We start from the raw sequence: 14,259 nt of genomic DNA, 5'->3' as shown, positions 1-14,259 counted from the left end.
TTTGTGCACGCGGTTCCCCCGGGCGGGCGGCGGTGCGCCGAATTCCTCCTTGCAGCCAAATGGGCCGCGGTCGCCAACGTTCTCTGCGTGCCTGACCATGAGAACATTCAATACAACCGGTTTCATGGCAAGCGGTCATGGTGTTTGATGACCAGATCGTTCCATCATTCGGGCGAGTTACCCCGACGCGGAGCCTTAAAAAAGCGAAATGGCTCGTAGGAGAATTTCAATGGCTCAGATCAGGGATGTTGCAAAACTGGCTGCTGTCTCCCCCGCGACAGTGTCGCGGGCATTTTCAGATCCGAGTAAACTGTCCACAACGACGCTCGAACGCGTCCTGACCGCCGCCGAAGAACTCAAATACAAGCCGAGCTCATTGGCTCAATTGTTCCGTGAGAAGCGGACCAATACAGTGCTTGTCATGGTCCCGGACATTGCAAATGTCCTGTTCGCGAGAGTTGTCTCGGGCATTGAGCGTGTCGCGGTAGAGAACAAGTTCAATTTGATCGTGTCTGACACCGGAGACGATGCGGCCATCGAGTCCGTTGGTGTGGAGATGGTGGAAACCTATCGCGCCGATGGCGTGATCCAGCTGGGCGAGCGGCCGCTGGACCAGTTGCATCATGAGGGTGAACACTGCGCGATTCCCTTCGTGCAGGCGATCAGCGCCGATCCGCGCGGTCGGTATCCGACCGTCGGTATCGATGATCGCAGCGCCGCGGCAATGATGGCGGAACACCTTATGGCGTCAGGCCATCGTCGGATCGGAGTGTTGGCAGGCCTGAAAGACCGACTGGTAACGCGAGAGCGGCTGACGGGTATTCGCGATGCGTTGGCTGCACGGGAACTACTGCTCGACGAGACCATGGTGGCATATGGGCCCTACTCGATGGCGGGTGGGGAGAGTTCGGCCATGCGCCTATTATCACGCAAGCCGAATGTGTCGGCGCTATTCTGTATGAGTGATGAGATCGCGATTGGCGCAATCCGCGCGGCGCATGATCTTGGTTTCAACCTGCCGAACGACCTGTCGATCTCCGGCTTCGACAACATTGAATTCGGAAAATACTGTACGCCGCCCCTGACCACTGTGATGCAGCCTGCGGAAAAAATAGGAGAAGTAGCCATGACCCTTATGTGTGACATTCTCAGAGGCCACGCTGTGACGGGGATACACGAAATGCTTGCAACCGAATTGGTGGCCAGAGCGAGTGTTCGAGAGGTTGGCTAACCGGGTGGATTGAAAATGTCGTGCGCGCGGTCCCAGTGGGGAACGAGGTCAGTCCAGATACCTATTTAGGAACAGAAGATGATCGGCCCATCGCGCATGTCGTCAGCGAAAGGCCCAAGCCAAGAATGAGGAGATGGAGGCGCAGGTTGGTGCCAATCAAAACAGGCTCGGTAGTGTGAGAGACAGCGCGGGCACGAATGTAATGATCATGAGCGCGAGCAGAAGCGCGCCATAGAAGGGCCAGATCGTCTTCACAGCCTGTTCCACCGGAACTTTTCCGACCGCAGACCCAACAAATAGCACCGATCCCACTGGCGGCGTCACAAGCCCGATTCCTAAATTCAGCATCATGACAATGCCAAAGTGAACTGGATCGACGCCCACTTCCATGACTACCGGCAACAAGATCGGGGTTGTGATGATGATGAGAGGCGACATGTCCATGAATGTGCCGAGCACAAGCAGGATGACATTCACGATGAGAAGGACAAGTATCGGATTGCTGGTGGCGGACGTAATCATGTCAGCCAGCTTCGCTGGTGCTTCAAGGATGGCGAGCGCGTAGCCGAATGCAGTCGCTGCACCGATGATAAGCAGCACCATCGCCGTGATCTTTACCGATTGCATGGCGGCTTCAAAAAAGCGCTTCCATCCCAGCGTTCGATAGACAAGAGCTCCGATAGCGATCGTGTAGATGACCGCAATGGCAGAAGATTCCGTGGCGGTGAAGATACCTGACAGAATGCCGCCCATGATGATGAACGCTGTCATCAGGCCGGGGATGGCGAACAGGAGCGCGCGCGTAAAGTTACGCCAGCCAGGAAAGGCACCGCTGGCATAGCCACGCAGGACAGCGACGCGCCAGGCGACGAACATAAGCAAGGCTGCGGTCATCACGCCGGGCACGATACCAGCCAGGAACAGATCTCCGATCGACACGCCGATCCCGCTGGCGGCGGAATATATAATCATGTTGTGTGAGGGCGGAATGAGTAGGCCGACAATGGCGGCGGTAACGGTGACATTGACGGTATAATCGCCATCATATCCACGCTCACGCATCAAGGGCATCAGCGTGGATCCCATAGCCGAAGCGCTGGCAATCGCGGAGCCGGAGACAGCGCCAAACATGGTGGACGCCCCAACATTTACGAGGCCGAGTCCGCCTCGTGTGCGCCCGAAAGCGCCTTCGGCAACTTCGACCAATCGCTTTGCGATGCCTGACCTGTACATGAGGTCCCCAGCGAAGATGAAGAAGGGAATCGCCATCAGCGTAAAGACACTGACGCCGGCCGCCATGCGTTGGAAAACCACGACCATCGGGATGTCGAGGGCAAGGAACGTCGCCATGGCCGACCCGAGTAGAGAATATGCGACCGGCACGCCAAGCGCGAGCAGAACGACCAGAACACTGACCAGAATGATCAACTCCATCTTGGGTCCTCCTCATCTGTAATTTTTTCGCCGGAAAGTTCTTCGAATATGCGTTCGAGCGAGAACACCGCCATCAAGGCGCCCGCAATAGGTAAGCCGAGATAGGCCAATCCCCGAGGCAGTCCGAGCGAGGGAATAACATGACTCCAGGTCTTGGCAACCAATTGGCCGCCCCAGACCAGCATTGCCAGCCCACACCCGCCGACGATGATGTTTGAAATGATCCGCATCCAGAGTCGCGTCTTTGGACCAACTGCATTTTCAATCGCCACGATTCGGATGTGGAAGCCTTCCCGGACGCCTGCGGCGGCCGCGAGCGACACATACCAGATCATCAGGGCGAGTGAGGCTTGTTCAGACCAGGAAGGGCTGGAATTCAAGACATATCGGCCGAAGACTTGCCACCCAATGATCAGCGTCATCAGGACTAGTCCGACTGCTGCAACTCGCACCAGCCAGTCTGCAGTGAAATGCGTGATATTAGTCAGGAGGCGTATCATGCGTCAGGCCTTAGCGCTTCGATTTCTGCAACAATCTCTTTCTGGGTGTCGGTTCTGACGAAACGGTCCCAGACCGGACGCATTTTCTGCTGAAAGGCACCTAAATCTGCCACTTCATTCACCGACACACCCGCAGCGATGATCTTTTCACGGGACTCGGCGACGCGCTCATCCCAGAGTTTGCGCATGAAGGGTACGGAATCACGAGCCGACTGTTGGACCAGCGTCTTGTCGCTATCAGAAAGCTTTCGCCAACGGCTGGCCGACATGACCAGGACTTCAGGCGCGATGATGTGCCGAGTAAGACTATAGAAGGGCGCAGCTTCGAAATGGCGGCCACTTTCGAAGGATGGCCAATTGTTCTCTGCACCATCAATCACGCCCTGGACCAGTGCCTGATAGACTTCACCGAGCGACATAGGCGTTGCGTCGGCGCCGAGTGCCTTGATCATGGCGACGTAGAGGTCGGAATTCGGCACGCGTATTTTCATGCCAGCCATATCATCTGGTGACAGTATTGGCTTGCGCGTATTGTAGAAGCTGCGTTCGCCAGAATCGTAGAAGCACAGGCCGATGAGATCGTGCGGCGCGAGCGAGTCGAGAATTCGGTCGCCTGCAGGTCCGTCGAGTGCCGTCCGCATATGGGAAGTTGAGGAAAACAGGAACGGAAGCGCAGGGATGGTCGTCAGGGGTTCAATCGAGTTAAGCGGTGCGAGGTTTACCCGGTTCAGGTCAAGACCCCCGAACGAGGTGATTTCTAGCGTGTCGCGCTCCGAGCCGAGCTGTCCGCCCGCGTACATCTTGATACGAAGCCTGCCCCCGCTGCGCTCGTTCAACAGGCGCCCCATTTCCTTGACGGCCTGAACGGTCGGATATTCTTCCGGATGAGAGTCTGCACTCAGCAAATCCCGAACCGAACTCTGATTGCACGCAGCCAAACTTGTGGCGGCTGCCATGCTGATCAGGGCTTGCCGACGTGAGATAACTGGTATGCCACGCATCATGGGCGCACCGCACGTACAGTCGTGTAAAGGAACTGATCCCGCCTCATATCTCTCCTCCCCAGTACGGCCATTTCAAAGGCCTCTTTTAGAGAGGCGGCTCGTGCGGTCACTACCCATGGTAACCGGTGTCATTTATTCTGCAAGGTGCCTGGCCAACTTTAATGCGGCCAACGTTCAGCCAGCACCTCCACTTGCCCGTCTTTCGACTGAACTTCCATGGCCGGGTTTTTTGGCATGCCGTCGGCGAACAATTCATAGATGATGCTGCCATCGGTTTGCGTACTCTCGATGATTCGGACCGGCTCAGCCGCGCCTGCTGCCGTGGCGGCGGCTTGAACGTCTGCAGGTACGGCGGTCCAGGGCAGGTCCCGCTGAATTTCAACAACTTCTGCAACGCCGTCGGCGTACAGGATATCAAGTTCGATTTCGGATCCGTCGGCGCGTTCACCTTCGACATCGAAATAGACGCGCTGGCCGCGTTCCTTTCGAAGCACTTCCAGTACCGTCATGTCGGGCATGGCCTCGGAGACGGCAGATTGCACCGGTCCGGGCAGGTCTGTGGGCGCCACTTCGGTAACAATGTCGCCTTGGCTTTGAGGTTGCGGCACTTGAGTTGGTGAGCAGGCCGACAGAATGCCGGCAGCGACGATGATGTGAGTGGCAGATTTCATGGATCAGGTCCCCCATTGAGTGAAAGGTACTTTGGCGAAGAGTTCCCTTTCGCCTTTGCGCGGGTCATTCTCGAGCCGGGTCGTGGTGCCGAATACCAGTGTCTCCCGGTTTGGCAGCGTATGTCGAGACCAGTCCGGCAACCCGGGATGATTGGGCTGGCCTTCCCTGGCCATGGAGATGAAGGCGCGAGACAGTTCGTCTGCGACGCGTGCATACTCGCCTGTTGAGGGAACCTTTGTGCCGCCATACGTGCCGGATTGGTCCAAATTGTCGAAGGCAAAGGCGATGTCCATCGTGTGCGGTGCGCCCCATTTTCCGCCCTCTTCTGGCGAGCCGAGGTTGAACTGGTAAACCCAGGTCGGGCCGTTCTCAGCCGCGCGCATATCTGCCTCTTCCACCTGTCCGCGCCACGACCGCCCGGCCGTAGTGGCTGCAAAAAATACATCACTCGGCGAATAGGATGGGTAGAGGGCACGATACTCCATTACGACATCGTCTGGGTCGATGTCGCACCGCATATGATCTGCTAGAAGTGTTCGAACGTCCGACCAATCGAGGTGGAATGTGTCAGGATGCTTTGCGCCAATCAGGTTTCGAGTCTCGTCCTTCGTGTTCCCGAGGATCATGGGGATCGATGAGGACTGTCCCGGAGCGCCAGGCCAAAAGGGATGGCGGTTGAGAAAACGTCCATCCAGGACAGGACCAAAATACAGGCCGTGCTCCGGATTGACCGGATCACGCGTTGCGAGTGCGTCAATGAGGGTTTCCACCGGAGCTGCTCGCAACGCAGTTGTGTCTTCTGGTGCGATGCCGAGGGTGTCGAGATAGGCTTGTGCGCGAAGCTGGCCGTTCAAGGGACCACAGGCGGTGACTTGTTGACCGCTCATTGTGGCTGCGGAATGAAACAGGCCTCGGGCGGACGGAGCGGCCATCAGGGTGGCAATCTTTGCCCCCCCACCGGACTGACCAAAGACGAAGACTCGCGACGGATCGCCTCCGAAGGCGGCCGCATTGTCGCGTACCCATTCAAGTGCAAGCACAAGATCCCACATGCCGGCATTGCCGGAGTGAGGAAAATCCTTATTGAGTCGACTAAGCGACAGGTACCCAAACGCATTCAGCCGATGGTTCACCGTAATTACGACCACGTCACCCTTGGTCGCCAGGTTCGTCCCGTTATAGAGCGGTGAAGATCCGGAACCGCTGGCGTAGGCTCCACCATGGAAATAGACCATGATCGGACGATTGCCACCATCGGCCAGACCTGGCGTCCAGATATTCAGGAACAGGCAATCTTCGCTGACATTCTCCACATTTCCCAATTGCGGAGCAGTCGCCCCGTACTCGGTCGCGTCCCGCGTATCCGCCCAAGGGACAGGGGGGCGTGGCTTGGCAAAACGCGTTGGCGCCGTGTCCGCGCCATAGCGGACGCCCTTGAAGATATTGACTGCCTTGTGGCGATAGCCGCGAACCTTTCCGTGTGTGGTGGCGGCGACAGGGTGTTCGGATGGCTTGCCCGCGAGCCCCATGAGCGGAGAACTGAGTGCAAGCGCGGCGGTGCCGCGAGTAAAGGCCCGTCGGTTCATCGTCATGTTTCAAGCCCTCCCTGCTTCACTGGTCTAGCGGCGCACGTCCAGATCCGTTTGCGTCAAAAGGATTTCCACCTCGCCAACACTCGTTCTGTTGTAATCTCCGGCCACGGAATGCTTGATCGTAGCTGCTGCCGTTGCGAAGTTTACAGTTTTCTGCGGCGTGTCACGAGAGATCAGGCCGTGCAGGATGCCGGCTGCATACGCATCGCCCCCACCGATTCGATCTACTATGCCGGGCAAGTCCATTTCCGGCGAATGCCAGGTGCCATCGCGTGTTGCCAGACGGCCTGTGAGGCGGTGGTGACTTGCGCCGACCTGCTCGCGTAATGTCGATGCAACATATTTCAATCGGGGGAACCGCGCGAAAGCAGTCTTCTCCGCATCCTCACGCCCAGGATATTTTTCTCCAAAAACGAGCTGTACGTCCAATTCATTGATAAAGGCGAGGGTGGCGTGTTCTAGCAATTGGGCCAGAATCTCCGGACCATTTCCGGACCAGCTTTTCCAGAGCTGTTCGCGATAGTTACCGTCGAATGAGACGTTCACACCCTGCGCGACAGCAGTGCGCGCTGCAGCCAATGCCGCATCAGCCGCATTGGGGCCCGTGGCTGGCGTGATGCCGGAAATGTGTAACCAGTCCGCATCTTGAAGCAATGTCAGCCAGTCATACGTCGCGGCGGGAGTCTCAACGAAGCTGCTTCCAGCCCGGTCATACGTAATACGAGATGGTCTTTGGACTGCCCCGGTTTCGAGAAAGTAGAGCCCGACCCGACCTTCGCGCCTCTGGATCGAATTGGTCTGAACGTCATGCGACCTCAAATCCCTGATCACCGCGTCAGCAAGCGGGTTTTCAGGCAAAGAACTGACCATGCGGGACGTGTGCCCGAACTGGGCGAGTGAGATGGCGACATTCGCCTCGGCGCCGCCGACATGCACGTTCAATGATGGCAATTGCATCAGACGTTGATTGTCGGACGCACTCATGCGGAGCAGGAGTTCTCCGAAGCAGACGATTGTGGCCGCCATGTCTGGTCAACCTTTCTCCCGGCTCAGCGGGCCAGCCAGCCGCCATCGACAGGCAGCGTAATGCCCTGCACGTAATCAGATGCGCTCGATGACAAGAAGACCGCCGCGCCACCGAGATCGGACGGCTTACCCCAGCGACCTGCTGGAATACGGCCGAGGATTTCGGTGTTGCGCGTTTCATCGGCTTGCAAGGCCGCTGTATTGTTTGTCGCGAAGTAGCCGGGGGCAATCGCATTCACATTAATGCCGTGCTTGGCCCATTCATTGGCGAGGATCTTGGTAAGTCCGGCTACGCCGCTCTTGGAGGCAGTATAGGACGGCACGCGAATGCCACCTTGGAACGAGAGCATCGATGCGATGTTGACGATTTTGCCACCCTTGCTGGCGGCAATCATTTCACGTGCGACCGCCTGACTCAGGAAGAACAACGTACGAAGATTCACATTCATGACCGAATCCCACTCGTCAAAGGTGAAGTCGATCGAATCGTTGCGTTTGATGATACCGGCATTGTTGATGAGTATGTCCACGGCGCCGAGAGCTGATTTGGCTTCTGTGACGATAGTCTCTACACTGTCTGCCGAGCCGAGGTCTGCGAGGATCGAGTGCGTTTTGCAGCCGGTCCCAGCCAGCATGTCCAAGGTCTCTGACGGTGCACTTCGGCCGACAAGGCAAATGTCTGCTCCCGCTTCCGCCAGCGCAACAGCCATGCCCTGGCCGAGGCCTGTGTTGGCTCCGGTGACAATGGCGCTCTTGCCTTCAAGCCTGAAGGGATTGGTCTTCATGGGTCGCTCCGAATGTCGTCTTGTTGCGATTGTTGTCCGCTCGAGGCCTAGGAGGCGAGTACCTGCTTTACATAGTCGGTGAGGGCCGCATCCTGGCTGTTTGCGAAGAAGAACTCCTGGAATTTCTCACCAGAGACTGCAGCCTTCAAGAGATCCTGATCGACTGACTTGAGGACGGTAAGCATGTCCTTGCAGGAGGCTTCCTTGAGCTTAGTGAGAATCCCGCGATTCTCAGCCATGACAGCGGCGCGTTCTCTCGGATAGCCCAGGCCCGGCTCACCCTCGAAAAGCTTACGATAACAGTCCTGGAGATTGAGTTCAGCTGCCCAGCCGAAGCCCTTCGCGTACGGCATGGAAATCGCGTTGCCGTCATTGATCTGGGCGAACAGGAAGGCGTCTGTTGGATCGATGACAAGGCCACAGAATACGCCGGGCATTGCATTGCATGCGAGGTTGGAACCCATGCCTGTGCCGCAACCTGTAACAATGAAATCTGCTGCGTTTGAGTTGATCAGAATGCCAGCCATGATGCCGATCATTGGATAAGTCAGATGTGCCTCGTCGTCCGGGCCGGACATTCCGCAATGGGCAACGGAATGGCCGAGTGGCTCTGCAACTGAAGTAAGCGCGTCATGGACAATGCTGCTCTTCGCAGCCTGGCTATTTTCAATAATGAGCGCAATCTTCATGGGGGTATTCCTTTTGTTGCTTGAGTACTTCGCCTCGAAAAGCGTAGCTGGGATAGGGCGCGTCCGTGATCAGGTTCCGAATCTGGACCAGGACTGTCATCACCCCGGTGATCTTCGGTGTGGCGTGTTTGGTAACCGGTGTCATAACATCTGTGTTTCAGACTGACAACCGGTTGATCGGGCGAGAATTAGATTGTGCGGGTCGATTCTCGCACCACAAGCTCCAACTGAAAAGATTGTAGTTCCTGGTTGCCGCTTGAGCCTGCTCCACGCTTCACCAAGAGATCAGCGGCGGCGCGCCCAACTTCGCGGATAGGAGACCGAACCGTGGTAAGCGGCGGCCAGATCCTTGCGGATATTGGTGTATCGTCAAAACCGACAATCGAGAGGTCTTCGGGAATTCTCAAGCCAGCCTTCCGAGCGGCGACATAGACGCCAACGGCCATTTCATCATTACCGGCAAAGATAGCTGTGGGTCGGTCATGGCGGTTGAGAAGCCGCGTGGCACTGGTCACACCGGAATCAAATGTGTAGGCGCCTTCAACCGTCAATTCCGGAGCAAGTTCAAGGCCATAACCCTCAAGGCCGCGTTTGAACCCTGACAGGCGTTCGTGGGCCGAGCGGAATGTTTTTGGTCCGTGAATGTGCCCGATACGCTTGTGGCCGAGTTGTGCCAAATGCGCGGCGGCCATTTCTGCCCCCTGAGCATCGTGGGTCCGAATGCTGCGCGACGGAATGTCCAGTTCTAGTGAGGCGATGCGAACGTAATCGCATTCCTCCTCTCTTAAAATCTCGGCAAGTTCCTCATCTTCAGATACGGATGGAGTCAGGATTATGCCATGTGGTTTGTGTTGTAGGATGAAAGATCGGACGCGTTCGCGATAGCCTTCTTCCCCACGATCACAGGGCCGTAAGACCAGCTGGAAGGCGGTGTCCCCCAGTGTGTCGAGTATCCCGCGCTGCATATTGACGACATATTGCGGACTTGGATTGTCATAGACGAGGCCGATCAAGAATGATTTCCGGAAAGCTAGTGCGCGTGCCTGAGGGTTTGGTGTGAAGCCCGTCTCAGCGATGATTTGCTTGACCTTCTTGCGCGTTTCCTCACGAACAAGCGGTGACTCATTGATGACACGAGACACGGTTTTCTTGGACACCTCCGCCATGCGGGCAATGTCTATAATTGTTACCTGAGACCGGTCTCGGACCGGTTTGGCCTCGTGTTCATCGTCGCTCATGGGAAAGCCTTGCTATGCATCGTCTCTTTTTGACGTGATTTGGGGTGGCTTCAAGTCCCCTTGGCTTTCAAGCCGGAGTCTAGCGCTTCTGGTGCGGCAGGTTGCATCGTCTCCAAATCCCACAGGGCCGGATCAAAGGCGCGGTGGGTCGGACTCGCGGTCGGATATCCGCCGACTTGATTTTGACTGTCGATGATTTCACCGCGCCCCTCCGCCGTGTCGGCCAAAATGCGAACGTCCACTGAGTCCCTGTCCCAAGGGCGCGCGCCAGCGTTCTTCAGGACGTAGCGCTCAACCTGATTCGCAGCCAAAATTGGCAACCCTGCAACAATGTCAGAAGGTTCAGACTGTTCTGCAATCTGAGTGGAAGATGATGTGTAGCGCCCAAGCTCCGGCAATTCATGACCCCAGTGATCTATGGAGATGTTGCCAGACATGTGGAGGTCCAGGTCGCCATCGCCCCCAATCATGAGTAGCGGTAACCGTTCGCTGGTCGAGGGGCCCGCGCGCATCACGTTGCCGATCAGGTCCATTCGGCCCGTCTCCGCAGGCACGTCGCCCCATTCCAGTCCTTGCAGATTATAGTGAACGCCGCGCTGTCCGGGATTATAGATGAAATTGTTCACGATCGCGCCTTGTACGCCGCCCTTGAAAAGTGGGCTGCGCTCGAAATTGTGAGCGTATAGATTTCCGTAGATCAGGATATCGCTGACATTGTCATGTATGAGCGATCCCTTTGAGTGCTCTCCCTTCGCATGTGTCGAATGGGACAGACCTTCAGCGATGATGTTGTTGGTATAGGCGATTGTGTGTGATGTGCCTTCGCGCCAGTCTTTGGGAGTTTCGCCGGTGAAACGTGGGCCGGAAGCGGACAGGTTTTCATCCGTCGCCCAGCTAAGCGAACAGTGGTCGACAATAACATTGTGAGCTGCGATCGTCGTGATCGCATCTATGTCTCGGCCGCTTCGTAAGCCTTCACCCAGATCGCCCGGGCGAATACGCATGTGCTGAACGATAATGTCGTCGCCGGTGATAACCATGCCACCACGTATAAGGGTAATGCCAGGTGACGGCGCGGTCTGGCCCGCAATTGTTGTGTTGGACGAGCTAACTCGCAAATTGTTGCCATCAAGATCAATGACGCCGCCCACTTCAAAAACGATGATATTGGGACCATCGGCCTCCAGCGCTGCTCTGAGTGTACCAGGTCCATCGGATTCCAAGCTTGTCACTCTGACGATTTCTCCGCCGCGCCCTCCCGCCGTCATTGCTGCTGGCCCGAGCGGACCCATCCACGGGGCAACTGGTACAGAGGCTGTTGTTTCAGTCTCCGCTGGAGCGACACCTAGCGGCTGTGCGGTGGCGCAGCCGGACAGGACCAACAGCGCTGACGCAGCAATCATTCTTGGGAAGGGAGCGTAATTCGGTCTCGCCATGGGTGTTTCCTCACTTCTTGTCCCCGGATTTGCCGACCGATTTCAAGTATTCGCTCGTTCCGGATCACTTTTTATCACTATGGAGGTTTGAAAATGACACCGGTTTCCTATAGTGTCTACCCCAAGATAGGCAGGCTGAGGAAAAAGCGTGAGCGTAGTTGAAAATATAGCAAAAAAATTCGTTCAGGCGCGACTTGCCGCCGGCAGTCTGGCTGAGTATCCGGGCACTGTGCCCCAATCCATTTCCGAGGCCTATTCCATACAGGATGCCGCCATCGATATGTGGCCCGACGAGCTAGCTGGTTGGAAAGTTGGCCGCATTAATGGGGCAGACATTGATCGTTATGGAACGGATCGCTTGGCGGGCCCGATTTTCAAATCGCAAATCCACAATCAGACGGTCGGAGTCATGGAAACCCCCGTTTATGCAGAAGGATTTTCGGCGGTTGAAGGGGAGTGTGTACTGATTGTCTCGTCCGATGCAGAACCTTCGAAGACCGAGTATTCCACAGAGGACGCGATCGCCTTGGTCGGCTCGATTCATGCGGGTGTAGAAATCGCCAGCAGCCCTTTTTCCGAAATCAATGATCACGGGCCGCTGGTGACAATATCTGATTTCGGCAACAATCATGGTCTGATCATTGGCGATGAATTGCCTGAATGGCGATCTCTGGAATTTAACCGTTGGCCGTTTGAAACCACGATTGATGGACTTACTGTCGGCACAGGAGATGCGAGCGGGATTCCCGGAGGTCCGATTGAATCCTTGCGCTTCATGCTAGAAAACGCCGCGCGTCGCGGAATGCCGTTGAAGAAGGGGATGGCAATCTCGACTGGAGCGGTGACAGGTGTTCACGCCGCAAGTGTAGGTCAGAAAGCCGTGATTCGAACCCGAGGGGCCCGGGATATCGATCTGCGGCTGTCCTCCGTCGGAAAATTTGTCGGTACCGCCGCTTAGGAAAGTGCTTTGTACCGGAACTGACTGAAACGAACATGACCCTTCCCGGCCGCCATCAATCCTGGGCGGAGGCTGAGGAAGTCATATGCCGTATTGTGGTGATAGCCAGACACTTCCATCTGAACATCGAATTTCTTCCATCTTTCGCCCGGCAGACGGGTAAAGAATGTGACGACGTGATTGTCGTTGCGAACCTTGATTTCAAGGTGTGTGAGGCCAGCATCCAAATCGTTCGGACGTGAACGCTCCTGACCATAGCGATGCATGACGAGGCCCTCCGGTCCGTAGCTCAAACCGCAGTATAATCCTGAATTGTAAAACAGGAGAAGTCCTGCACGTGACCCCGGGTCCAGTTCCATCCGTGCCGTCACTTCATAGGCGCGATCTCCGGGGATCACACAAAGAGGCGATGTGTCGGCCGGGGTCTCACCCTTCGCGGTCATGCGCAATCCATCACCATCAAGGTCAATGCGATCATGTTCAACAGGCGAAGGATCATAGAACACCCATTGCGGACCCAGTGACGAGGTCGAGAAATCATCAGAAAGCGGAAGACCATGAGGCTGATGCTGGCTGGGTAAGGGTTTGGGGAAGGGGGTTGACAGGTCTCCGCCCAACGATTCAAACCAGCCGTCTTCTCTCCAACGGATTGGCTCCAAGAGGCATTGCCTTCCAAGCGTCCAGAACCCGTTCTCATAACCGTGTGAAATCATCCACCAATCGCCCGCCGGTCCTTCAATGAGGGTGGCATGTCCTCTCGACCACCAGGATTCGGAGCGGTCGGTGGTGCGGACTTGAGGATTGTTCGGTGCATGTTGCCACGGTCCTTTGACGGATCGGGCGCGCGCCGCAATGACCATGTGCCCGGTAGGGGGACCGGCAGTGCCACCCACGGCTGTCAGCATATAGAACCAGTTATCCTTTCGGAGGATTTTGGGTCCCTCCGGACAAAAACATTCGACATCCCAGTCATCAGGATATCGCCAGGGGTCGTAGATGTGTTCCACATCTCCAACGGTCGAAAGGCCGTCGTCTGAGAGTTCAACCAGATCGCCGTTTGACAGGAAAAGGTATCTCTTGCCATCTTCGCCAATCGCGTGGGCGGGATCAATATGATCCGGGAGGTCCAGATCGACGGGTTTGCTCCATGGCCCGTCTATTTGATTGGCGTAAATGACATAGATGGATTTTCTGTTCTTGCTCCGTGCAGGAATGTAAATGTAAAAACGATCCCCATGCTTTATGAGATCGGGTGCCCATACCGAGCCGATGGGATGGGTTAGCGCCGGACCCACAGGTTGCCAATTCACCAAATCGGTCGACTGCCAGATGAACAGACCAGGGTAAGCGTCAAAGCTTGAGAATGTGAGATAGTAGGTATCGCAGTCTCTGATAATTGAGGGGTCCGGCCTGTCGCCCGAGAAAATCGGGTTCAGGAATGTCCCATCCTTGCGGTCAGCGATTCTTTGATTCTCGTGTCCTCTTCCCCAGTCCGGACGATTCGGAGCGGGGGATTCGCTTCTGACGGCAGCTTCTGAAGCGGGCGTCGTGCAAGCCTTCGTGGCGAGTGTCGTCCCCAGGAGAAGCAGGCTTCGGCGTCGGGTCAGAGAGTTCTTCATATGTTGCACCTTAAAAAGTGGCCCCTGCGAGGATCTCGCCGGGGCCACTCAGAAAATGCGCCTTGGGAGGATCGC

General features: G+C 56.4%; 13 protein-coding genes. 2 read left to right on the top strand and 11 right to left on the bottom strand.

The genetic code is table 11. The annotated features are described in order from the left end of the window. Positions 1-229: 229 nt before the first annotated feature. A complete protein-coding gene (locus CFA77_RS16620) occupies positions 230-1,231 on the top strand; it encodes a LacI family DNA-binding transcriptional regulator (RefSeq protein WP_206991632.1) in 1,002 nt (333 codons plus the stop codon). A 156-nt stretch (positions 1,232-1,387) separates the two neighbouring features. Here CFA77_RS16620 and CFA77_RS16615 read toward each other — a convergent pair whose 3' ends face one another. The 10 genes from CFA77_RS16615 to CFA77_RS16570 all read right to left on the bottom strand — a co-directional run bounded on the left by CFA77_RS16615 (position 1,388) and on the right by CFA77_RS16570 (position 11,607). Beyond that, positions 1,388-2,665, bottom strand: a complete 1,278-nt coding sequence (locus tag CFA77_RS16615; RefSeq protein WP_206991631.1) for a TRAP transporter large permease — start codon at positions 2,663-2,665, stop codon at positions 1,388-1,390. Next, on the bottom strand, positions 2,656-3,165 hold the full coding sequence (locus CFA77_RS16610) for a TRAP transporter small permease (RefSeq protein WP_206991630.1): 510 nt from the start codon (positions 3,163-3,165) through the stop codon (positions 2,656-2,658). The genes CFA77_RS16615 and CFA77_RS16610 overlap by 10 nt, the downstream gene beginning before the upstream one ends. Then, complete coding sequence (locus CFA77_RS16605) at positions 3,162-4,121, bottom strand: TRAP transporter substrate-binding protein (RefSeq protein ID WP_242517424.1); 960 nt, start codon at positions 4,119-4,121, stop codon at positions 3,162-3,164. Before CFA77_RS16605 ends, CFA77_RS16610 begins: the two co-directional genes overlap by 4 nt. 206 nt (positions 4,122-4,327) lie before the next feature. Continuing rightward, positions 4,328-4,840, bottom strand: a complete 513-nt coding sequence (locus CFA77_RS16600; RefSeq protein WP_206991629.1) for a hypothetical protein — start codon at positions 4,838-4,840, stop codon at positions 4,328-4,330. A 3-nt stretch (positions 4,841-4,843) separates the two neighbouring features. Further along, positions 4,844-6,433 carry a carboxylesterase/lipase family protein gene (locus tag CFA77_RS16595; RefSeq protein ID WP_206991628.1) on the bottom strand — a complete coding sequence of 530 codons (1,590 nt, stop codon included), beginning with the start codon at positions 6,431-6,433 and terminating at the stop codon, positions 4,844-4,846. Positions 6,434-6,460: 27 nt separating this feature from the next. Then, positions 6,461-7,459 (bottom strand): sugar kinase, encoded by a 999-nt coding sequence (locus CFA77_RS16590; RefSeq protein WP_206991627.1) that lies wholly within the window; start codon positions 7,457-7,459, stop codon positions 6,461-6,463. 23 nt (positions 7,460-7,482) lie between these two features. After that, positions 7,483-8,244: a 2-dehydro-3-deoxy-D-gluconate 5-dehydrogenase KduD gene (kduD, locus tag CFA77_RS16585; protein ID WP_206991626.1), complete on the bottom strand. Its 762-nt coding sequence runs from the start codon at positions 8,242-8,244 to the stop codon at positions 7,483-7,485. A gap of 47 nt (positions 8,245-8,291) precedes the next feature. Continuing rightward, entirely contained in the window at positions 8,292-8,933 is a 642-nt protein-coding gene (locus tag CFA77_RS16580; RefSeq protein WP_206991625.1) for an RpiB/LacA/LacB family sugar-phosphate isomerase, read from the bottom strand. 188 nt (positions 8,934-9,121) lie between these two features. Further along, positions 9,122-10,171 carry a LacI family DNA-binding transcriptional regulator gene (locus CFA77_RS16575; RefSeq protein ID WP_206991624.1) on the bottom strand — a complete coding sequence of 350 codons (1,050 nt, stop codon included), beginning with the start codon at positions 10,169-10,171 and terminating at the stop codon, positions 9,122-9,124. 50 nt (positions 10,172-10,221) lie between these two features. After that, entirely contained in the window at positions 10,222-11,607 is a 1,386-nt protein-coding gene (locus tag CFA77_RS16570; RefSeq protein ID WP_242517423.1) for a polysaccharide lyase family 1 protein, read from the bottom strand. Positions 11,608-11,755: 148 nt separating this feature from the next. On the opposite strand from CFA77_RS16570, the gene CFA77_RS16565 reads away from it, so the two are divergent. Further along, positions 11,756-12,565, top strand: coding sequence for a 2-keto-4-pentenoate hydratase (locus CFA77_RS16565; protein WP_206991623.1), 810 nt, complete (start codon positions 11,756-11,758; stop codon positions 12,563-12,565). Here the strand turns inward: CFA77_RS16565 and CFA77_RS16560 are convergent. Continuing rightward, positions 12,562-14,184, bottom strand: a complete 1,623-nt coding sequence (locus tag CFA77_RS16560; RefSeq protein ID WP_206991622.1) for a family 43 glycosylhydrolase — start codon at positions 14,182-14,184, stop codon at positions 12,562-12,564. The genes CFA77_RS16565 and CFA77_RS16560 overlap by 4 nt on opposite strands. Between the last annotated feature and the right edge of the window lie 75 nt (positions 14,185-14,259).

The sequence above is a fragment of the Hyphomonas sp. KY3 genome (assembly GCF_017309975.1).
GTDB lineage: Bacteria > Pseudomonadota > Alphaproteobacteria > Caulobacterales > Hyphomonadaceae > Hyphomonas.
The sequence above is the reverse complement of the archived record's forward strand: the minus strand, read 5'-3'. Positions and strand labels throughout refer to the sequence as shown.

What these genes read in the sequence shown, in the direction of transcription:
- CFA77_RS16605 (WP_242517424.1), bottom strand. Translation starts at nt 4,121, where the DNA reads ATGGCAGCCGCCACAAGTTTGGCTGCGTGCAATCAGAGTTCGGTTCGG.
- CFA77_RS16610 (WP_206991630.1), bottom strand. Translation starts at nt 3,165, where the DNA reads ATGATACGCCTCCTGACTAATATCACGCATTTCACTGCAGACTGGCTG.
- kduD (WP_206991626.1), bottom strand. Translation starts at nt 8,244, where the DNA reads ATGAAGACCAATCCCTTCAGGCTTGAAGGCAAGAGCGCCATTGTCACC.
- CFA77_RS16570 (WP_242517423.1), bottom strand. Translation starts at nt 11,607, where the DNA reads ATGGCGAGACCGAATTACGCTCCCTTCCCAAGAATGATTGCTGCGTCA.
- CFA77_RS16560 (WP_206991622.1), bottom strand. Translation starts at nt 14,184, where the DNA reads ATGAAGAACTCTCTGACCCGACGCCGAAGCCTGCTTCTCCTGGGGACG.
- CFA77_RS16595 (WP_206991628.1), bottom strand. Translation starts at nt 6,433, where the DNA reads ATGACGATGAACCGACGGGCCTTTACTCGCGGCACCGCCGCGCTTGCA.
- CFA77_RS16615 (WP_206991631.1), bottom strand. Translation starts at nt 2,665, where the DNA reads ATGGAGTTGATCATTCTGGTCAGTGTTCTGGTCGTTCTGCTCGCGCTT.
- CFA77_RS16600 (WP_206991629.1), bottom strand. Translation starts at nt 4,840, where the DNA reads ATGAAATCTGCCACTCACATCATCGTCGCTGCCGGCATTCTGTCGGCC.
- CFA77_RS16590 (WP_206991627.1), bottom strand. Translation starts at nt 7,459, where the DNA reads ATGGCGGCCACAATCGTCTGCTTCGGAGAACTCCTGCTCCGCATGAGT.
- CFA77_RS16575 (WP_206991624.1), bottom strand. Translation starts at nt 10,171, where the DNA reads ATGAGCGACGATGAACACGAGGCCAAACCGGTCCGAGACCGGTCTCAG.
- CFA77_RS16580 (WP_206991625.1), bottom strand. Translation starts at nt 8,933, where the DNA reads ATGAAGATTGCGCTCATTATTGAAAATAGCCAGGCTGCGAAGAGCAGC.
- CFA77_RS16620 (WP_206991632.1), top strand. Translation starts at nt 230, where the DNA reads ATGGCTCAGATCAGGGATGTTGCAAAACTGGCTGCTGTCTCCCCCGCG.